Origin of the sequence: Streptomyces sp. NPDC005808 (assembly GCF_042871385.1) — a bacterium.
In the GTDB taxonomy this organism is placed as follows: Bacteria; Actinomycetota; Actinomycetes; order Streptomycetales; family Streptomycetaceae; genus Streptomyces.
This window is the reverse complement of sequence record NZ_JBIAIK010000004.1, coordinates 448,901-467,228: the sequence shown is the minus strand read 5'-3', so window position 1 is coordinate 467,228 and position 18,328 is coordinate 448,901. Positions and strand designations below refer to the sequence as shown.

At 71.1% G+C, this 18,328-nt stretch carries 17 protein-coding genes; 8 read left to right on the top strand and 9 right to left on the bottom strand.

Annotated elements, in window-relative coordinates; all coding sequences use genetic code 11:
- Positions 1–76: 76 nt before the first annotated feature.
- On the bottom strand, positions 77–1,597 hold the full coding sequence (locus ACFYPC_RS12520; protein ID WP_388674197.1) for a DEAD/DEAH box helicase: 1,521 nt from the start codon (positions 1,595–1,597) through the stop codon (positions 77–79).
- Positions 1,598–1,943: 346 nt separating this feature from the next.
- Positions 1,944–2,147 carry a cold-shock protein gene (locus ACFYPC_RS12515; RefSeq protein WP_055611897.1) on the bottom strand — a complete coding sequence of 68 codons (204 nt, stop codon included), beginning with the start codon at positions 2,145–2,147 and terminating at the stop codon, positions 1,944–1,946.
- Between the two features lie 429 nt (positions 2,148–2,576).
- Between ACFYPC_RS12515 and ACFYPC_RS12510 the strand changes: the two genes are divergently transcribed.
- Both ACFYPC_RS12510 and ACFYPC_RS12505 read left to right on the top strand, forming a co-directional pair.
- The gene (locus ACFYPC_RS12510; RefSeq protein WP_388674195.1) at positions 2,577–3,911 is read left to right on the top strand and encodes a hemolysin family protein; all 1,335 of its coding nucleotides are present in this window, start codon (positions 2,577–2,579) and stop codon (positions 3,909–3,911) included.
- Positions 3,908–4,933 (top strand): hemolysin family protein, encoded by a 1,026-nt coding sequence (locus ACFYPC_RS12505; protein ID WP_388674193.1) that lies wholly within the window; start codon positions 3,908–3,910, stop codon positions 4,931–4,933. The genes ACFYPC_RS12510 and ACFYPC_RS12505 overlap by 4 nt, the downstream gene beginning before the upstream one ends.
- A 36-nt stretch (positions 4,934–4,969) precedes the next feature.
- On the opposite strand, the gene ACFYPC_RS12500 is transcribed toward ACFYPC_RS12505, so the two are convergent.
- Positions 4,970–6,898, bottom strand: a complete 1,929-nt coding sequence (locus ACFYPC_RS12500; protein ID WP_388674191.1) for a YncE family protein — start codon at positions 6,896–6,898, stop codon at positions 4,970–4,972.
- Positions 6,899–7,215: 317 nt separating this feature from the next.
- On the opposite strand from ACFYPC_RS12500, the gene ACFYPC_RS12495 reads away from it, so the two are divergent.
- The gene (locus ACFYPC_RS12495) at positions 7,216–7,479 is read left to right on the top strand and encodes a hypothetical protein (protein ID WP_388674189.1); all 264 of its coding nucleotides are present in this window, start codon (positions 7,216–7,218) and stop codon (positions 7,477–7,479) included.
- 131 nt (positions 7,480–7,610) lie between these two features.
- A complete protein-coding gene (locus ACFYPC_RS12490; RefSeq protein WP_388674187.1) occupies positions 7,611–8,936 on the top strand; it encodes an acyltransferase in 1,326 nt (441 codons plus the stop codon).
- 51 nt (positions 8,937–8,987) lie between these two features.
- On the opposite strand, the gene ACFYPC_RS12485 is transcribed toward ACFYPC_RS12490, so the two are convergent.
- The 3 genes from ACFYPC_RS12485 to ACFYPC_RS12475 form a co-directional block, all read right to left on the bottom strand.
- The gene (locus tag ACFYPC_RS12485; protein ID WP_385730254.1) at positions 8,988–9,158 is read right to left on the bottom strand and encodes a hypothetical protein; all 171 of its coding nucleotides are present in this window, start codon (positions 9,156–9,158) and stop codon (positions 8,988–8,990) included.
- A gap of 33 nt (positions 9,159–9,191) precedes the next feature.
- Positions 9,192–9,548 carry a PRC-barrel domain-containing protein gene (locus tag ACFYPC_RS12480; RefSeq protein ID WP_388674185.1) on the bottom strand — a complete coding sequence of 119 codons (357 nt, stop codon included), beginning with the start codon at positions 9,546–9,548 and terminating at the stop codon, positions 9,192–9,194.
- 238 nt (positions 9,549–9,786) lie between these two features.
- Entirely contained in the window at positions 9,787–10,173 is a 387-nt protein-coding gene (locus ACFYPC_RS12475; RefSeq protein ID WP_388674183.1) for a hypothetical protein, read from the bottom strand.
- Between the two features lie 321 nt (positions 10,174–10,494).
- On the opposite strand from ACFYPC_RS12475, the gene ACFYPC_RS12470 reads away from it, so the two are divergent.
- A complete protein-coding gene (locus ACFYPC_RS12470) occupies positions 10,495–12,462 on the top strand; it encodes a serine/threonine-protein kinase (protein ID WP_388674181.1) in 1,968 nt (655 codons plus the stop codon).
- A gap of 46 nt (positions 12,463–12,508) precedes the next feature.
- On the opposite strand, the gene ACFYPC_RS12465 is transcribed toward ACFYPC_RS12470, so the two are convergent.
- Complete coding sequence (locus ACFYPC_RS12465) at positions 12,509–14,044, bottom strand: fused MFS/spermidine synthase (RefSeq protein WP_388674179.1); 1,536 nt, start codon at positions 14,042–14,044, stop codon at positions 12,509–12,511.
- A gap of 509 nt (positions 14,045–14,553) precedes the next feature.
- Between ACFYPC_RS12465 and ACFYPC_RS12460 the strand changes: the two genes are divergently transcribed.
- Both ACFYPC_RS12460 and ACFYPC_RS12455 read left to right on the top strand, forming a co-directional pair.
- Positions 14,554–14,937 (top strand): peptidoglycan-binding protein, encoded by a 384-nt coding sequence (locus tag ACFYPC_RS12460; RefSeq protein ID WP_388674177.1) that lies wholly within the window; start codon positions 14,554–14,556, stop codon positions 14,935–14,937.
- 75 nt (positions 14,938–15,012) lie between these two features.
- Positions 15,013–15,396 carry a peptidoglycan-binding protein gene (locus tag ACFYPC_RS12455; protein ID WP_388674175.1) on the top strand — a complete coding sequence of 128 codons (384 nt, stop codon included), beginning with the start codon at positions 15,013–15,015 and terminating at the stop codon, positions 15,394–15,396.
- Positions 15,397–15,399: 3 nt separating this feature from the next.
- Here ACFYPC_RS12455 and ACFYPC_RS12450 read toward each other — a convergent pair whose 3' ends face one another.
- Positions 15,400–16,296, bottom strand: a complete 897-nt coding sequence (locus tag ACFYPC_RS12450) for an ArsR/SmtB family transcription factor (protein WP_388674174.1) — start codon at positions 16,294–16,296, stop codon at positions 15,400–15,402.
- Positions 16,297–16,648: 352 nt separating this feature from the next.
- Here ACFYPC_RS12450 and ACFYPC_RS12445 point away from each other — a divergent pair, with 352 nt between their 5' ends.
- Entirely contained in the window at positions 16,649–17,632 is a 984-nt protein-coding gene (locus ACFYPC_RS12445; protein WP_388674172.1) for an NAD(P)/FAD-dependent oxidoreductase, read from the top strand.
- Between the two features lie 51 nt (positions 17,633–17,683).
- Here the strand turns inward: ACFYPC_RS12445 and ACFYPC_RS12440 are convergent, their stop codons facing one another.
- Positions 17,684–18,295, bottom strand: a complete 612-nt coding sequence (locus ACFYPC_RS12440; RefSeq protein ID WP_388674170.1) for a helix-turn-helix domain-containing protein — start codon at positions 18,293–18,295, stop codon at positions 17,684–17,686.
- Between the last annotated feature and the right edge of the window lie 33 nt (positions 18,296–18,328).

The following is an 18,328-nucleotide window of genomic DNA, read 5'->3' as shown; positions in this document are numbered from 1 at the left end:
AGGGGGATAAAGGGGACGAGCGGCTGGCCGGGGCCGGGGCCGGGGCCGGGGTGGGTGGAGCGGTCCACCGGTGCCGCTAGGCCGCCGGGTTGGCGGCGGGCCGCCGCTGTCCGGTGCGGCCGCGACGACCGCGGGACGACGAGGACGACGAGGAGGAGCCACCGCGCCGGGGCCGCTCGACGACCGGCGCCCTGATGACGACCGGGATGCCCGAGGGGGCCTGGGCGCCCGTGATACGGCTCAACTCAGCCTCGCCCGAGCGTACTTGCGTGTTCTGCGGGGTGATGCCGGCGGCGGCCATCAGCCGGGTCATCTCGCGGCGCTGGTTGGGCGTCACCAGCGTGACGACGCTGCCGGACTCGCCCGCGCGGGCCGTACGACCGCCGCGGTGCAGGTAGTCCTTGGGGTCGGTGGGCGGATCCACGTTGACGACGAGGTCGAGGTTGTCGACATGGATCCCGCGCGCCGCGACGTTGGTCGCCACCAGCACCGTCACATGCCCGGTCTTGAACTGGTCAAGGGTCCGGGTGCGCTGCGGCTGGGACTTGCCGCCGTGCAGGGCCGCGGCACGGACACCACTGCTCAGCAGGTGCTCGGTCAGCCGGTCCACCGCGTGCTTGGTGTCCAGGAACATCAGCACCCGGCCCTCGCGCGCGGCGATCTCGGTGGTCATGCGGTTCTTGTCCGCGCCGTGCACGTGCAGGACGTGGTGCTCCATCGTGGTGACCGCGCCTGCGGACGGGTCGACGGAGTGCACCACCGGGTCGGTCAGGTAGCGCCGGACCAGCAGGTCGACGTTGCGGTCCAGGGTGGCCGAGAAGAGCATCCGCTGGCCCTCGGGACGCACCTGGTCGAGCAGCGCGGTGACCTGGGGCATGAAGCCCATGTCGGCCATCTGGTCGGCCTCGTCGAGGACGGTGATGGCGACCTGGTTCAGCCGGCAGTCGCCACGGTCGATGAGGTCCTTGAGCCGGCCCGGGGTCGCGACGACGACCTCTGCCCCGGTGCGCAGCGCACCGGCCTGCCTGCCGAGCGACATCCCGCCGACCACGGTGGTCAGCCGCAGCCGCACGGCGCGGGCGTACGGGGTGAGTGCGTCGGTGACCTGCTGGGCGAGCTCGCGGGTGGGCACGAGGACGAGAGCCAGCGGCTGGCGCGGCTCGGCACGCTGACCGGCCGTACGGGCCAGCAGCGCGAGCCCGAAGGCGAGGGTCTTGCCCGAACCGGTGCGGCCACGGCCGAGTACGTCACGGCCCGCGAGGGAGTTCGGCAGCGTCGCCGCCTGGATCGGGAAGGGCGCGCTCACGCCTTCGTGGCCGAGCGCGGCCAGCAACGGAGCCGGCATGTCGAGATCGGCGAACGACTCGGCGGCGGGGAGAGCGGGTGTGATCGTCTTCGGCAGTGCGAACTCGCCCTGCAGCGCGGCCGGGCGGCGCCCGTAGCTTCCGCCGCGGCTGGGAGCACCGGAGCGGCCGCCGCCACTCCTTCCGGAGCCGGAGCCTCCTGAGCCGGAGCCGTATCCCCCGGAGCCGGAGCCGCCGGAGCGTGTGCGCGCGAAGCGATCATTCGTGCGGGTACGTGTGCGGTCGCGATTCAATGCGAAACCTTCCTTGATATGGCGCGTATCAAGGAATTCCCGCAGCGAATGAGCAGCGCAGAGAATCGCAAGAACGAGCCGAAGACAATGCGAGACCGAAATCGGTCTGCAGTAAGTACTCACCGAATGCGGCGCCGAATTGAACAGCGCGATCCTGGTGGTGAGGCTGAGTATGAGGTGTGGCCGGGCCTGGTGGATTTCAAGCCGGTCCGACAGCCGGATCGAAATCCGGCTTCTGTCCGTCTTGTTGTCCGGTGCGCATCCGGAGCGAGCCCGCCCCGTGAACGCAGCGAGCTGGGGCCCGCACCCCAAGGTGCGGGCCCCAGCTGCGAAGTAAACGTCAGCGTCAGGCGGGAACGATGTTCTCGGCCGTCGGGCCCTTCTGGCCCTGCGCGATGTCGAAGGTCACCTTCTGGCCCTCCTGCAGCTCGCGGAAGCCCTGGGCGGCAATGTTCGAGTAGTGGGCGAAGACGTCGGCGCCGCCGCCGTCCTGCTCGATGAAGCCGAAGCCCTTTTCCGCGTTGAACCACTTCACGGTACCGGCAGCCATGTCGAAATCTCCTTCGGGGCGGTGCTCGGACTGCACGCTGTGCGCACTCCGTGTCGCCGTGATGATTACCCTCAGGATTTTCTGGGGACCACAACTGCAACTGAGATCAACAGTAGCACGCTGCCACCGGGTATGTGTGATAGGTAAATCTTTTCCGCCGGTCGATCGAAAAACCCTCATCGCACCTCGCGTCAATTTCTCACTTTGCGGCCATAGATATTGACTCCCTCGGGCTCCAACGTTCCTGCCGGGGTGCCGGTCGCCGACGGGGCCGGGGTGTCGGACAACTTTGCGATCCCTTTACACTGGACGGGACCTACGACCACGAGTACGACCGAGGAGCGACGGTTCCGCGATGGGTGAACCTCCCAGTACCAGCCGTGCCACATCCCGCCCGCCACGCCTGCGTGAGGGATCGGGGGTGGCACGGTGACCGAGATCCTGTTGTTGCTGCTCGCCCTGCTGCTCACGCTGGCCTGCGCGCTGTTCGTGGCGGCCGAGTTCTCCCTCACCACCGTCGAGCGCGGTGATCTGGAGCGCGCCGCCGAGGCGGGCGAGCGCGGCGCGGAAGGCGTGCTGAAGGCGGTGCGCCGCCTGACCCTCCAGCTGTCCGGCGCCCAGCTCGGCATCACCGTCACCTCACTGGTGATCGGCATGCTCGCCGAGCCGTCGTTCGCCACGCTGCTGCGCGGTCCGCTGGAGGCGGCAGGCCTGGGTGGCGCGGCCTCCTCCGTGGCGACCGCGCTGGGTGTGGTCGTCTCCACCGTCGTGCTGATGGTGGTGGGCGAGCTGGTACCGAAGAACTGGGCCATCTCACGTCCGCTGGCCGTCGCGAAGGTCGTGGCGGGCCCGCAGCGAGGGTTCACCGCCGCGTTCGGGCCGTTCATCCGTCACCTGAACAACACCGCGAACCGTTTCGTACGCCGGATGGGCCTGGAACCCGCCGAGGAGCTGGCCTTTGCCCGGGGCCCCGAGGAACTGGTCGCGCTCGCCCAGCACTCGGCCGCCGAGGGCGCGCTGGAGGCGGACTCCGCCGAACTCTTCGTACGCACCCTGCACCTGGGCGAACTGACGGCGGAGAACGTGATGACCCCGCGCGTCGACGTCAAGGCGCTCGAAGCGCACGCGACGGCCGCCGACGCCGCCAACCTCACCCACGCCACCGGGCTGTCCCGCTTCCCGGTCTACGCCGGCAGCCTCGACGACGTCGTCGGCACCGTCCACATCCGTGACGTACTGGCCCTGGAGCCTGCCGAGCGAGCTGTCACACCGGTCACCGAGCTGGCCACCGCCGCGCTCCTGGTGCCCGACAGCCTGGCCGCCGACCGGCTCCTGGAGCGGCTGCGCGAGAGCCGCACGATGGCCGTCGTCATCGACGAGTACGGCGGTACGGCGGGGGTGGCGACGGTGGAGGACATCGTCGAGGAGGTCGTGGGCGAGGTCCGTGACGAGCACGACCCGATCGAGGCGCCCGACCTGTTGCCCGCCACCGCCACCGAGGACGGCCGCGCCGTGTGGGAGGCGGACGGCAGCGTACGGATCGACGAGCTGACCGGCATGGGACTGACGGCGCCCGAGGGGCCCTACGAGACCGTCGCCGGACTCGTCGCCACCCGGCTGGCCCGCATCCCCGCCGAGGGAGACACCGTCGACCTCGACGGCTGGCGGCTGACCGTGCTGGACGTCGAGCACCATCGTGCCGACCGGGTCCGCATCACCGAACAGGCCGCCGCGCCGCAGCGGATCACGGAGGAAGCCCGATGACCGTCGTCCAGCTCGCCATCGGCGCCCTGACCCTGCTGACCAACGCGTTCTTCGTGGGCGCGGAGTTCGCGCTGATCTCGGTGCGCCGCAGTCAGATCGAACCCCGCGCGCAGGAGGGCGACAAGCGGGCCCGGATGACCCTGTGGGGGCTGCGGCACATCTCCGCGATGATGGCCACCGCCCAGCTGGGCATCACCGTCTCCTCGCTGGTGCTCGGCGCGGTCGCCGAGCCCGCGATCGCGCATCTGCTGGAGCCGGCCTTCGAGACGGCGCACATCCCGGACGGTCTGGTGCACCCGGTCGCCTTCGTCATCGCGCTGACCGTGGCGACGTATCTGCACATGCTGATCGGCGAGATGGTGCCGAAGAACATCGCGCTCGCCGCCCCCGTGCCCACCGCGCTGTTCCTCGGGCCGCCCCTGGTGGCCCTCACCAGGGCCCTGAAGCCGGCGGTCTTCGGGATCAACGCCTTCGCCAACGTGCTGCTGAAGCTGTTGCGAGTGGAGCCCAGGGACGAGGTGGAGTCGGTGTTCACCGACGACCAGCTCGCCCGCATGGTGGTCGACTCCAGCGCGGCCGGACTGCTCACGTCCGCCGACGGCGAGCGGCTGCGCGACGCGCTGGAGCTGGGCACCCGCCCGGTCGGCGAGATCCTCGTGCCGGTGCCGAAGATGCGCACGGTCGACCACACGGTGACCCCTGCGCGGCTGGAACGGGCGGCCGCCGAGGCCGGCTTCTCCCGCTTCCCGGTCACCGGCGAGAACGGCACCCTGCTCGGCTACCTGCACATCAAGGACACCCTGGGCGTCGCCGACCGCGACCGCCCCTTCCCACCCGCCGCCCTGCACCCGGTCACCCGGGTCCGTATCGACACCCCGCTGGACGACACCCTCACCGCCCTGCGCGCCGACGGCAGCCACCTCGCCGCGGTCACCGGCGAGAAGGGCGCGGTACTCGGCTTCGTCACGATGGAGGACGTGCTTTCGGAACTGGTCGGCCCGGCCCCGGCCACCCGCGCGTGACCGGAACCGGGCCGTCAAGATCCCTTTACGGGCGGGCTAGTTGGAGAAGTACAGGTACTTCCAGGACCCGTACGTCGTCGAGTTGACGGTGTCGCCGGACGTGCTGTTGATGTACGCCGACCGCATGCGCGCCCGGATGCCGGACTCGCCGGGTGCCTCGAGGCTGACCGCCGACTTGCCGTTCGTGGCGAGGGCGAAGTACTCCGAGCCGGACTTGTACCAGGAGCCCTGGTAGTAGACCTCGAGTTCGAGGCGCTGGCTGCGGCCCGGGTAGTACGTCATGGTCGTGGTCAGCACCGGGTCGGTGTTCTTGTGGAACCAGTAGTACGCCGTCGAGCCGATCTTGCCGGTCTTGTAGTGCTTGGTGACGGCGGTGGAGAGCTTGACCCGTGCGTAGGCCGTGACCTTCACCGTCCGGGGGGCGTAGCGGGCGTCGCCCTTGAAGACCGCGGTGATCACCGTGTCGCGGGTCATGTCGACCCAGGCGCCGATGTCGCCCTTGGAGTTGACCTTGCCGGTCTTCATCAGCTTGTTGGGCTTGTCGCTGCCGAACGGGTCCGCCCAGATCTCGACCGTGCGGTTCTTGTACGTCGAGCCGAGGTGCGCGGTGAAGGCGACGTCGGTGCCGTAGTTGTAGACCTTGCCGTTCTTGTTCAGACTCAGCGCCGGCTTCGCACGGGAGACCGTGACCTTGTCGGACGCCGTGGCCGAAGTGTGCTCGGCGTCGCCCGCATAGGTGACCTTGTACGTGACCGTGCCGCCGGCCGGCGGGGTGTCGGTGAAGCTGTAGGTGCCGTCCGACTTCACCGTGACCGCGGGCAGCGCCTTGCCGCCCGGGCTGTCCAGGTCGGTACGCGTGACGGCCAGCTTGGCGCCGGCCGGCAGCGGCACGGTCGCCGAGAGCTTGCCGGTGACGGTGAGCTTCTTGGCACGGGGAGCGGACGCGGGGGCGCTCACGGTGACGGTGGGGACGTTCTTCGTGGGGTCGGTCAGGACCTTCAGCTGGTAGCCGCTGTCCTGGGCCGCGAGCACGAAGATCCGGGAGGAGTCGGGGGCCCAGGCCAGCTCGTTGACGCCGTGTGCGGTGGTGTAGGTGCGCAGCGGCTTCGCGGCGTTCGCGCGGTAGACCGCCACGTCGGTGCCGGTGCGCTGGGCGACAAGACCGTCCGCGGTGACGTCCGCCAGCTGGCCGACGGTCGGGTAGGAGCCGGCCGTGGTGAACGCGCCGTCCGCGTAGCCGAGCCGGTCGGTGGCGTTGAGCAACACCTGGGCGGTGCCCGGGACGAGGTCGACGTCGCCGACGCTGTAGGCGTCGCTGTGGGCGACCAACTGCGGCGCGGCCCCGGTGATGTCGAGGACGGCCATCGAGCGCGCGGGCGTGCTGTTCGCTGCGACTGCGAGCAGGCCTGGCGTGCTTGGGTCGGCGTCGAGGAGACCCCAACCCTGCAGGGCGGTCGGCGCCGCGGCCGGGAACAGGTCTCTCTGCACCGCGTCGGCCGGGTTGGCGAGCGGGTCGACCGAGCCCAGATTCCCGGACGTCGAGTCGCCGTAGGTGAACCACACCTTGCCGCCGGCGTAAGCGAGGTGCTGCGGGCCCGTCTCGGTCCCGACCGGGTAGACGGCCCGGATGTCGAGGGTCGCGGCGTCGAGGGCGACGATCTCGGCCCGGCCGTAAGAGGCCGCGTACAGGGTTGTGCCGTCGTCCGACAGCGCCAGGTCGTTGACGCTGCCGAGGCCGTCCGCCAGGTCGACGAGGTTGCCGTTGTAGTCGGTGGCCTGGATCCGCCCGTCGGCCCCGTCACCGACGAAGACACGCTTGAGGGCGGCGTCCACGACGAGTCCGCCGGGGCTGGAGACGATGGCGACGGAGGCCGCCGAGGCCGGGCCGGCCGAGACAGCGCTCAGCGCCGCCGAACTGAAAAGAACCGCGAGCGCTGTCGCGGTCGAAATGCTGCGCCTGCGCACAGTGATGTACCCCCACAAGAAAACCCGGTGGATGGCCGGGAGTTGAGAACGCCGCGCAACGCCCGGACGTGACCGCCGAGTTGCGGTGACGCGCGGGGCGCGGCTGCTGTCAGCAGCGTATGGCATGGCTGTGACAGATGAGGAGGGAGTTTCCGGTGAACAGATTTCAGCCGGGCCGGGCGTGTGCCGCCTCCGCCTTCCGGCGACTTCCCGGCGCGGCTGAACCGTGCGGCCGCCTCGCCCGTCTCACAGGCCAACACGTGGGCGGCGTACAGCTGTTCACTCACAGGGAATCGCGCAACCGCCGGAGGAACTCCATGGCCATGGTCGGCCTGTTCTGGATCACCGAGGACGCCGTGTACGTGGGGGCCGAGCCCGTCGCGGTGAGCGCTCTCCCCGCTGTCTCCGGAGGGATCCACCTCCAGGTCGAGCGCGAACTCTCGGCCGTCGTGCTGGAGCGCCTCGCCGACGGCGGCGCGTCCGTCGGCGACCTGCTCGCGTGGCGGCGCGGGCAGGCCGACGACAGCACCCCGCGCCGTGCGGAAAGCGAGGCGCTGCTGCGGAAGTGGTCGGGGGAGTAGTTCCGGTCGGAGCTTCAGTGGCCGTTCTCCAGGTGGAGCTTGAGCAGGTCCACGCCCGTACAGGGCACGAATCGGTTGCGGCCCGGACTTCCCGCCACGCTCGCTCCGGCCCTGCGGCAGCATGACGACGCATGAGCAGAGACCGCTACGTCGACTTCCTGCGCGCGTGGGCGATCGTCCTGGTGGTGCTCGGCCACTGGCTGATCACCGCCCTGGTCCGGGAGCCCGGCGGGGAGATCGCCGCCCCCGAGCTGCTGGCGACGATTCCCTGGACCCAGTGGCTGACCCTCGCCTTCCAGGTCATGCCGCTGTTCTTCCTGGCCGGGGGCCATGCGGCGGGCGGCTCCTGGGCGCGGACCCGGGCGGCGGGCGGGACGGCGTCCGGATGGGTGGCGGGACGGGCGCGGCGGCTGCTGCTTCCGACGGCCGCCTACAGCGCGTCGGTGCTCTCCGCCGTCGGGATCTGCACGGCGGTGGGCGTGGACCGGGACACCCTCGCGCTGGTGGGCTGGGCGCTGGCGATGCAGTTCTGGTTCCTTCCGGTGTATCTGCTGCTCAGCGCCCTCACCCCGGCGCTGCACGCGGCACACCGCCGCTGGGGGCTCGCCGTCCCCGTGGTGATGGGCGTGGTCGCGCTCGCGGTCGACGTACGGGTGGTGAGTGCCCATACGTCGTACGTCGGACTCCTCAACTACGTGCTCGTGTGGGGCGTCGCCTACCAGCTGGGCTTCGGCTGGCGGGACGGACTGCTGACGACGGGCCGCGGGCCGGCCCTGATGGCTGCGGGCGGCGGGCTCGCCTTCGCCGCGCTGATCACGCTCGGGCCGTTCCCGGTCAGCCTGATCCTGGTGACGGGGCAGACCCCCAGCAACACCGATCCGCCGTCGGCCGCGATGCTGGCGTGGGTGGTGGCCCAGGCCGGGCTGTGCCTGCTCGCCGCACCGGCTCTGCGCAGGCTGCTGGCCCGCGAGCGGGTGTGGCGGTCGGCGCGTGCGGTGGGCGGCGCCAGCATGACGCTCTACCTGTGGCACATGGTGCCGGTGCTGGTCGCGGCCGCCGCCTTCTACCTGACGGGGCTCGCGCCCCAGCCCGAGTACGGCTCGGTGGCCTGGTGGGGGCTGCGGGTGCCGTGGCTGCTGGTGCTCGGCCTGATCCTGGCCGGCGTGGTCACGGCACTGCGGCCGCTGGAGCGGGCGCTGACACTCCTGTACGAGTGGAGGCGGCCGGACGCCGGCCCGCACCGCCGCTGGCCGCTGTGGCTCGGCCTGGCGGCGAGCACCGTCGCGCTGACGCGCTTCGCCGTGCGGGGGTTCGCCTACGACGGCCGGTTCCCCGTGCTGCCCGCGCTCGGTCTGGCGCTGGGCACGGCGCTGGTGATGGCCTCCGGACGGACGGCGGTGCGCCGAAGCGCGGGCGGGCCCAGGGGCGCCGAGGACGTGCTGGAGGAAGCGGCCTGACGTCGCGACGGATGGCGGCGTTGACGTGCTTCGCGCTCGGCCGGGACCCGGTCAGCGCAGGGGACGCCGCCGGGCGCGCCGGGACAGTCGTACGGTGGCGAAGGCGACGTCGGCCACGAGCACCACGATGCCGATGATCAGCAGATAGCCCAGACCGTCGGCTGCCGCACCGATGATCCCCAGCACCACGGCGACGAGCGCGAGCAGCAGGAAGAGCACCAAGACTCGAACACCTCCCTTGGGCCGGACGGGCGATCAGCGGCGTGCGAGTTGCCGCTCGCCGCCCGCGCCGGGCTGATAGGCCAGGCCGTAGTACTCGAAGATCCCGGGTTCCTGCTCGGCGGGCAGGACGTCGTCCGTGCCGATCGAGGGGGCCTTGCGCACCTGGTTCCTGTCGTAGGACACCTTGACGTAGCCCGGCCCGAGGAGTGCCTTGTCGAGGGGTACGAAGACCAGGCGCCGTCGGGTCGGCAGCCCGGTCAGGACGGTGACCACGGACGGTTCGTCGGTGGCGGTGTCGACGTAGACCGCTTCGAGCACGCCGATCTTGTGCCCCTTCGGGTCGACGACGTCATGGGTGCGCCACTCGCGGATGTCGGCTGACTGGATCATGCCGTCTCCCTCCTGCCGAGCCGAACGACTGCGACAAACGACTCCGGCGCGGACACGCCGGAGTCGGCCTCAGGGGCGGCCGCACGTCGGAGTGCGCCGACCCGATGTCCATTTTACTGCCGAAAGTGCTTCTAGGTGTATTTATCTTGTTCTTCCCATTTGGTTGAATTGATGCAATCAAATGGGAATGTCGGAATCGGAATTCCTCGTACGGCTACGACGCCTGAACGACTGCCGCCTAGATGCGCAGCAACCGCTGTGTGATCTCCCTGTACTGCCTCAGCGCGAGCCGGAGTTCGGCCGCCCGCGCCTCCGGATCCTGACCCTCGCTCCGGCCTTCGCCCTCTTCGTGTTCCCGCTCCTGCTCCTGCCATGCGGCGTGCAGTTCGCGACGCCGTTCCGCGAGGGTGCTCACGAGCTGGGCGGTGGCTTCGTCGAAGGCGTCCTGGGCCTCTGTCAGGGCCTGGGTCGGGTTGTCGTCGAAGGTGTTCAGGGCCTTCTGGAGGCGCAGGTCGATCCGGCTGCGTTCGTCCGGGGGGAGGAGCGGCTCCGGGCCCGGGGTGCGGCGCTCGGCGCGGCCGGGGAGGTTGCTCGCGGGCTGCTGGGCGCGTGTCTGGTCGTACATCGTCGTGTGCCACTTCCCTCTGCTTCGTGCCGGCGAGTGCCCACGGGATGTGGTCGCGGCCGGGGTACGGGCGCCTGGTGGACGGCGGGCACGCCGACACTACGCCTCAAGACAGGCCGGACGAGCCGGGCGAACCGGCCTGTGCGGTCCCGCGGGCCCCGAAGGATCCGGCGAGTTCGTCGACCGCGATCGTCGGACCTTCACTGTGGGGGTTGTGGGCGGGTCCGCGCGAAGTCCGGTGAAGTAGATCACTGTCAAGTTCTTGCTGAGTACACTCCGTGACCTGACAGGAGGGCCGGGTGTGGGGCGAGGGGTGGGGCGGTGCTGGTGACGCCGGAGGCCGGGGACAGGATCGCTGACCGGTATCTCTTGCAGGAGCCCATCGGCAGAGGCGGAATGGGCGTCGTCTGGCTGGCCTGGGACGAGCGGCTCGAACGGCCGGTCGCGGTCAAGTGCGGGCGCCTGGACGACGATCGGGCCACGCGACGGCTCATGGTCGAGGCGCGCAACGCCGGGCGGCTGCACCACCCGAACATCGTGGGCGTCTTCGACTTCGTCGATGAGGGCGCCACCTGCTGGATCATCATGGAGTACGTCCCCTCGCGCAGCCTCGCGCAGATCGTGACGGAGAGCGGCCCGCTCACGCCCGAGGAGGCCGGGTCGATCGGCTGTCAGATCGCGGCCGCGTTGGTGAAGTCCCATCACGCGGGAGTGGTGCACGGCGATGTGACGCCGGAGAACATCCTCGTCACCGACGAAGGCATCGCGAGACTGACCGACTTCGGGATCTCGCGGGCCCTGTGGAGCGACGTCACCCACAGCGCGCCGGGCAGTGTGCGGGGCAAACCCCGGTATCTGGCACCGGAGTTGGCCAAGGGCCAGTCCGCGAGCGAGAAGTCCGACGTGTTCTCACTCGGCGCCTCCCTGTTCGCGGCGGTCGAGGGCCGGTCGCCGTACGGGGAGGCCGAACACCTCATGGCGTATCTGGCCCGGGCCGTGGAGGGACACATCGAGCCCATGCACCGGGCCGGCCCGCTGGACGGGCCGCTCACCGAGCTGCTGGAGGTGGAGCCCCGGCGCCGGCCCGACGCCGCCAGGGCGCACCAGCTGCTGACGCGCGCGGCACCCCCGCCCCCGTACATCCAGGAGCAGTTGCACAACGGCCGTACGGGGGACCGCATCTCCCGCACGCTCAGGCTGCCGGGACTCCTGCGCCGCTCGCAGGACTTCACGCCCTTCATGCTCCAGCCGCCACAGCCCCCCGTACGTCGACGACGCCGCCACCCTCTGGCGATCACGGCGGTGGCCCTGGTCGCGGCGGGCGCGATCACGGCCGGCCTCGCCGTCTTCGGCCCGTGGGCCTCGAAGGACGAGGCCGACAAGGGGGGCCGTACCGGCGCGGCCGACGCGAAACCGTCTGCCACGGCGCAGGCCGGCGCCATCGGCGACGAGCGGACGGCGGACCCCTGCGGACTGCTCGACGCAGCCTCGCTGAGCCGCTTCGGCGACACCGCACTGGACCCTGACTACGGGGAGATCGACCGGTGCGACGTCCTGGTGCGCAACAACAGCGGTGACGACAATGCGGAGGTCCAGGTCAACCTGGATTCGGACCGGGACGATTTCGACGACGTCCTGTCGAGTCGCCTGGTCGGCGGCCTCACGGTCGTGACGCTCAAGCGGGACGGGGAGGCCTGTGCACGGGCCGTCCTGACCGCCGACGGCAAACAGGTCCGCGTCATCGGGAAGCAGTTCGACACTCCGTCGCCCGATCCGTGCGAGATGGCCGACGCCGCCACCGATCACGTGGTCGGCGTGCTGGCCGGAAGCCCGGTGCCCCGGCGTCCGTCGGCGCCCGCCACGGACTCCCTGGCCCGGCTCGACACCTGCACACTGCTCGATGCCACCGAGCTCGAGCGGCTTCCCGGCGTCGAGGCCGACAACCGGGACCGCGGCTTCGGATCCTGGGACTGCGACTGGTCGAGCGACGACGGCGACCGTGCGGTGGAGATCCAGTTCAGCCGCGACAACTCGCTGGACGCCGATGACGGAACGCCGGTGGACGTCGCCGGCACGAAGAGCTACTTCATCGCCGACGAGGCCGAGGACGACAGCTGCACCGTGCGGACCCCGCACCGCACCTACACCGACTCCGTCGGCGACCGCACCACCGAACTCTTCCAGCTCACCGTGTACGCCCCGCAGCCGTCCAAGCAACTGTGCGACACCGCAACGGAGTTCGCGGCCGTCGTCGTCGGGAACATCGCGAGACGACTGCCCCGGACGTGACATGACCGAGCCGGGTTCGTGTGACGCGTGCACACCGGGTGTCCGGTCACCGGCTGCCGCGTGTGCTGGAGGGCTGGAGGAGTTGGTCGACGGGTGCGTAGTCGTCGGTGAGGAGTTGGGCATCGCCGATCCAGGAGACGAGCTCGTCGCCGGTGGCGATCTTCCAGCCGGTCCGCCGGGCGTCCAGCGTTTCCTGGGTCGCGCGCAGATCGACCGGCCGGTCGGAGGCGAGCATCACCAGATTGCCGCCCCGGGGGGCGGCGGTCGGATCGATGCCGATGTCGGCGGGTTCGCCGACGAGGGCGACGTGCTCGAAGGTCTCGCTGAGGGTGGCCACTTCGGCACGTGCGAAGGCCATGGCACCGTGATCGATGAGGTTGGCGACGTACAGGCCGTCCTCGTCGAGCACCCGTCGTACGTCGGTCATCGCTTCCACCGTGGTGAGGTGCCACGGCACGCTGACGCCCCCGAAGGCGTCGCCGACGACGAGGTCACGACTGCCCGTGTCCAGCCGCCGCAGGCCGAGCCTGCCGTCCTCGGCGCGTACGTCGATGCCGGCTCCTGATCTCAGCCCGAGTCGGTCGCGGTTGATGCGCACGACTCCGCTGTCGATCTCGGACACCAGGCTGTGCGTCCCGGGCCGCGTGGCCGCGAGGTACCGGGGGAAGGTGAGCCCGCCGCCGCCGAGATGGTGGGCGGCAAGTGGCCGGCCTTCGGGAAAGGCGGCATCGACGACCGACGCGATGGCGCGCACATACTCGAACTCCAGGAAGGCAGGGTCGTCGAGGTCGACGTAGGAGTGCCGCAAGCCGTCCAGAACGAGGGTGCGGCCACCGGCCCGGTCGGGGTCTGCGACGACCCGTGCGCAGTGGTACTTGGTCTCCGTGTCGCAGCCACCGGGCGCGACGGTGGTGGCGAGGCCGCCGGCCACGACCACGAGGGTGAGGGCAGGAGTGCCGCTCCACCCCCGCGTTCGCCACTCGACCAGCGCCGCGCCGGCCACCAGCAGGGTTCCGAGGCCGATCAGGATGCCGCTGACCGACAACCGCGATATGAGGACGAAGCCGGTGAGGACGGTGCCGAAGATGGCGCCGACGGTGCCGAAGCCGGACAGCCGGCCGACGACCGTTCCGGTCTCGGCGAGGCTGGTGAGACGCAACTTGGTCACGATCGGCGTCACCGCGGAGAGCAGCGCGCCCGGCACCAGGATGGTCAGCGACGCGATCAGCAGGAGCACCGCTGGTGACCACTCCGCGGTGGTGCGCAGCACGGCGGGGGTGACCGCCACGACTGCCCCCGACACCCCCAGAGAGGGGCCGATGAGCCGGCGCGGGTCGACCTGGTCGGCGATGAGCCCGCCCAGCCAGGAGCCGAGGGCGATCGCAGTGAGGGCGATGCCGATCACCATGGTGCTGGTCTCGAGGGTGAGGCCGAGGTAGGGAGCCAGCAGCCGCAGAGCGACGATCTCGACCACCAGGACCGCGGCCGAGGACCCGAACACGAGCGCGGCGGCGGCACGGGGCCCCGGGCCGTGGTCGCGAGGCGTGCTCTCGGCGACAGGCGAGGACGGCGATCCGGTCACGGGCGACATCCTTGCACGCGGCTCAACGACCGGACACCACGCGGAAATCCGCCCGAGGCTGCGATCATCCGTCGGGGGATCCATCTCGCGGCGACGGCGACGGCGAACCGGGTCTGGGACGAACCCTTGTTCTCGCGGACGTTCGAGGCGTCGGGACGCACGCCGTCCGAGGCGTCGGGGCGCACGCCGTTCGAGGCTGGGTCGCCACCTGATCGTCGCCCGGCGCCGCACCCCGTCGGCTCCGGGCAACCACCACGAAGCCCCCGGCGGCCCCGCCCGCGCCAGGGGTCGCCGGAGCTCCTCCATCGACTGCGGGTCAGCTTCCGGTTGTTGACTGTGGGTCAGCTTCCGGTTGTGCAGCACACGGGCATCCGCACCGCGCCGACCTGCGCTTTTAGGCCAGGACACAAGAACCTGGCTCGGCACGTGCCTGCCAGGCCATGCTGGCGAAATCCAGGGTGGGGGCAGACCGCTCCTCCAGGATCCAGAACCGCTGACGAGGAGAATCCATGATGCGCATCCGCAATGCCGCCGTGTCGGCCTTCCTGGCCGCGACGGTCATAGCCGGCGGCACCGTACTGACGGCCGGCTCGGCCTCCGCCGCGCCGACCCGCGACGTGGCCACCACCGGCGCTGTCGAGTCGGCCGCCTGGTACTGCGGCTACGACAACCGTGTGACACCGCCCACCATCAGATACGGCAGCACCGGCAACACGGTCCGCGAGGCCCAGTGCCTGCTCATCTCGCTCGGCTACTCCGTCGGCTCGTCCGGGATCGACGGCCAATTCGGTTCCGCCACCCGGTCCGCCGTCTACGCCCTGCAGGCCGACTACGGGCTTCAGTACGACGGCATCGTCGGCCCGCAGACCTGGAACTGTCTGCGCAACTGCTGATCGCCGCGCCACGAGCCGCCCCGGATCCCCCGGGGCGGCTTCATCCGTTCCGCTCCCGCCCAGAAAGGAAGGCTCATGCCATCCCTACGCTCGATCGCGGCGGCCGTGGCAGCCACCGCCCTGACCGCCGGTCTCGGCACGCAGGCCGTCGCCCTCACCGGAGCCCCTGACGCCGCAACCAAGGCCGCGTCCGCCGACGTCCGGCCGGCCGCCTGGTACTGCGGCTATGACAACCGCGTGACACCGCCCACGATCGGCTACCCCAGCACCGGCAACACGGTCAAGGAACTGCAGTGCCTGCTGACCCAGTGCGGTTACTACGCGGGTCCCATCACCGGCATCTTCGACTCGGCGACAGCGACCGCCCTTCGCCGCTTCCAGTACGACCACGCCATCCCCAATGACGGTGTCGTCGGCCCCTCCACCTGGAACGCGCTGCGCAACTGCGACGTGGTCTAGGCATCAGGGGCCGGCCGCCCTGAGCAGCGCCGAACCCAGCGGGGTCGGGGTGTGCACCACGGTGTTCCCCTGACGCGTCGAGGTGGTCAGGCCCGCCGCCCGCAGCGTCGTGGCGTGCAGGCTCGCCGTGGGCGCGGTGACCCCCGTGCGGCGGGCCAGTTCGCTTGTGGTGCAGCTGTTTCCGATGACCGTGAGGCACGCGGCCCTCGTCGGACCCAGCAGGTTCGCCAGCGCCCGGGCCCCGGGCGCGTGGTGGGGGCCGGTCCACCACTCCGGTCCCCGCTCGACCGGATACATCAGCACCAGCGGCAGCCCCGGGTGGACGACGGTCACGGGCCGGCGCCAGCAGAACGCGGAGGGCGCCAGCACCAGCCCCCGCCCGGCCAGCCGGATCTCGCGCTCCACGGGGTGGGCCACCTCGAGCACCGGTGCCTGCCACAGCATCGCGGGCCGCATCGCGGCCAGTAACCCTTCGGTCCCGTGGTCGAGCAAGGTGCGGGCCCGGGCGGCGCGTTCCGCGTCGACGAGTGACCGCACCCGCGGCCAGAAGGGGGCGATCGCCGCGTCGTGGTACGCACGAAGTGCCGCGCCGAGCCGCGCCAGCGCTGCCGGCTCGCCCTCCGCCAACGGCCGTATCCACGACGGCGCCCCCGGCAGCGCCGACAGCTCCCGCCGCAGCCGGACGCGCGGGGTGCCGAGCACCGCCTCGATCCCCGCCTCCAGCCCCTGCTCCGCCCGCTGCGGAGTCAGGAAACCCGGTAAGTCGCCTGTCGCAGGCACCAGATGGCGCAGCAGACGCACGTACCGCTGCGGAAGTCGACGGAGCCGGTCGCGGACCTGCGCCCGCCACGGGTCGAACACGGCACCGCCCCGAGCGCCGCGGAGCAGCCTGACGCTCATCACGGTTTCCGACAGGGGGTCAGGTCCGCTCGCGAACCTGACCCTGAAGAGATCCTCACTGGTGATGTGCAAGCGCAGCATTGCATCCCCCGCACGGCTGTCCCCCGACTTGCCGCGGCTCACTCTGCACCACGCCCGTTGTGGCCAGGAAGCTCTTTTACGCCACACCGGGTACAGGCCACGGAGGCCGGGACCGAAGGCCCTGCCGGCCTCGTCCGCACCCGCAGCGGCGCCGCCTTCGGCCGCACACTCCCGGCCCGCCGGACACGGGCGCGGAGACCTGTCCCGGAAACGGCAACAAGGATTGCCCGGGAGGGCGGCGGACCGCACGCTTGCGGCGGAGGTGATCGCCATGACCGGCGCCAACAACAACACCAGCGACCGAACCTCGTACGACGTCATCGTGATAGGCGGCGGGGCGGGTGGGCTGAACGCAGCGCTCGTGCTGGCCCGGGCCCGTCGCACCGTCGCCGTCGTCGATGCCGGGGAGCCCCGTAACGCTCCCTCGGCCCACATGCACAACTTCCTCTCCCGTGACGGCGTCCCCCCGCTCACCCTGCTCGAGGCCGGCCGCGCGGAGACAGCGCGCTACGGCGCGGTTCGGATCGACGGCCGGGTGGAGCGGGTGGAGGCCGGGGAGACAGGGGCGTACGTGGTGCGCCTGGAAGGCGGCGCGGTGCTGGACGCCCGGCACGTCGTGCTCGCCACAGGCCTGCGCGACGAGCTGCCCGAGATCCCCGGCGTGCGCGCGATGTGGGGGGACGACGTGCACTTCTGCCCGTACTGCCACGGCTACGAGGTCCGCGACCTGCCGATCGTCGTGCTCGGCGTGCATCCCGCCTCCCCCGGGCAGGCGCTGCTGCTGCGCCAGTGGTCGCCCCACATCACGTACGTCCCGCACAGCCGGCCGCTCACCGACGAGGAGCGGGAGCGCATGGACGCGCGCGGGATCGAAGTGGCCGTTGGGCCGGTGTCCGGCCTGCTCAGCAAGGACGGACGGCTCCACGCGGTGGAACTCGCCGACGGGCGGACGCTGGAGTGCTCCGGAGTGTTCCTCTTCCCGAAGATGACCCCGAACGCCGGGGCCTTCGACGGCCTCGGCTGCGAGGTCGACGAGCAGGGCTGGCTGGTCACCGACCGGGCCGGCCGCACCAGCCGCCCCGGCCTGTGGGCCGTCGGCAATGTGGTGGACCCGCGCGCCCAGGCCGTCACGGCGGCCGGCATGGGGGCAGCGGCCGCCTTCGCCCTCAACCACGACCTGGTGGACGAAGAGGTCGAGCGCGACCTCGCCGCGCACCGCGCCGCTGCCGAGCAGTCGCCCGTCCCCGCTTCCTGAGCCAGCGGGTGACGGCCACGGCGCCGCCTCCGCCCCCTGCCTGCCTCCGGCTCATGTGCCGGAGGCGGGCGCTCGGCGTGTCGGCCGGGCGCGTACGTGCATCCGCTCGCCCTGGCGGCCGAAGAGGCTCAGCACCTCGACCGGGCCCTCCCCGGTGCTGCCGAACCAGTGGGGCAGCCGGGTCTCGAACTCGGCCACCTCGCCGGGGCCGAGGACCAGGTCCTGGTCGGCCAGGATGAGACGCAGCCGCCCGGAGAGCACGTAGAGCCACTCGTACCCCTCGTGGGTGCACAGCTCAGGCGCGGCGCGGCTCGCCGGCAGCACTATCTTGTAGCTCTGCAGCGGGCCTGGCTGACGGGTCAGCGGCAGCACGGTGTTGCCGTTCACCGCGTGCGGCTTGAGCCTGACGCGCGGGTCGCCCACCTCCGGGGCGCCGACCAGTTCGTCGAGGGGGACCTGGTAGACGTGGGCGATGGGCAGCAGCACTTCGAGACTGGGGCGGCGCTGTCCCGCTTCGAGGCGCGACAGCGTGCTCTTGGAGATGCCGGTGGCCTCCGCCAGCGCGGCGAGGGTGACACCACGAGCGGTACGCACCCGCTTGAGCCGCGGCCCGACCGCGGACAGGGCCTGGGTGATGGTCGAGGAGTGATCCACGTCGCGCATTAGACCGGCCGGTTCCTGAAATAGCAATGTCGG

Bases quoted from the DNA above. Each gene is read 5' to 3' on its own strand.
- ACFYPC_RS12480 (WP_388674185.1), bottom strand. From the start codon at position 9,548: ATGATCCAGTCAGCCGACATCCGCGAGTGGCGCACCCATGACGTCGTC.
- ACFYPC_RS12505 (WP_388674193.1), top strand. From the start codon at position 3,908: ATGACCGTCGTCCAGCTCGCCATCGGCGCCCTGACCCTGCTGACCAAC.
- ACFYPC_RS12450 (WP_388674174.1), bottom strand. From the start codon at position 16,296: ATGAGCGTCAGGCTGCTCCGCGGCGCTCGGGGCGGTGCCGTGTTCGAC.
- ACFYPC_RS12515 (WP_055611897.1), bottom strand. From the start codon at position 2,147: ATGGCTGCCGGTACCGTGAAGTGGTTCAACGCGGAAAAGGGCTTCGGC.
- ACFYPC_RS12460 (WP_388674177.1), top strand. From the start codon at position 14,554: ATGATGCGCATCCGCAATGCCGCCGTGTCGGCCTTCCTGGCCGCGACG.
- ACFYPC_RS12440 (WP_388674170.1), bottom strand. From the start codon at position 18,295: ATGCGCGACGTGGATCACTCCTCGACCATCACCCAGGCCCTGTCCGCG.
- ACFYPC_RS12490 (WP_388674187.1), top strand. From the start codon at position 7,611: ATGAGCAGAGACCGCTACGTCGACTTCCTGCGCGCGTGGGCGATCGTC.
- ACFYPC_RS12455 (WP_388674175.1), top strand. From the start codon at position 15,013: ATGCCATCCCTACGCTCGATCGCGGCGGCCGTGGCAGCCACCGCCCTG.
- ACFYPC_RS12475 (WP_388674183.1), bottom strand. From the start codon at position 10,173: ATGTACGACCAGACACGCGCCCAGCAGCCCGCGAGCAACCTCCCCGGC.
- ACFYPC_RS12445 (WP_388674172.1), top strand. From the start codon at position 16,649: ATGACCGGCGCCAACAACAACACCAGCGACCGAACCTCGTACGACGTC.
- ACFYPC_RS12495 (WP_388674189.1), top strand. From the start codon at position 7,216: ATGGCCATGGTCGGCCTGTTCTGGATCACCGAGGACGCCGTGTACGTG.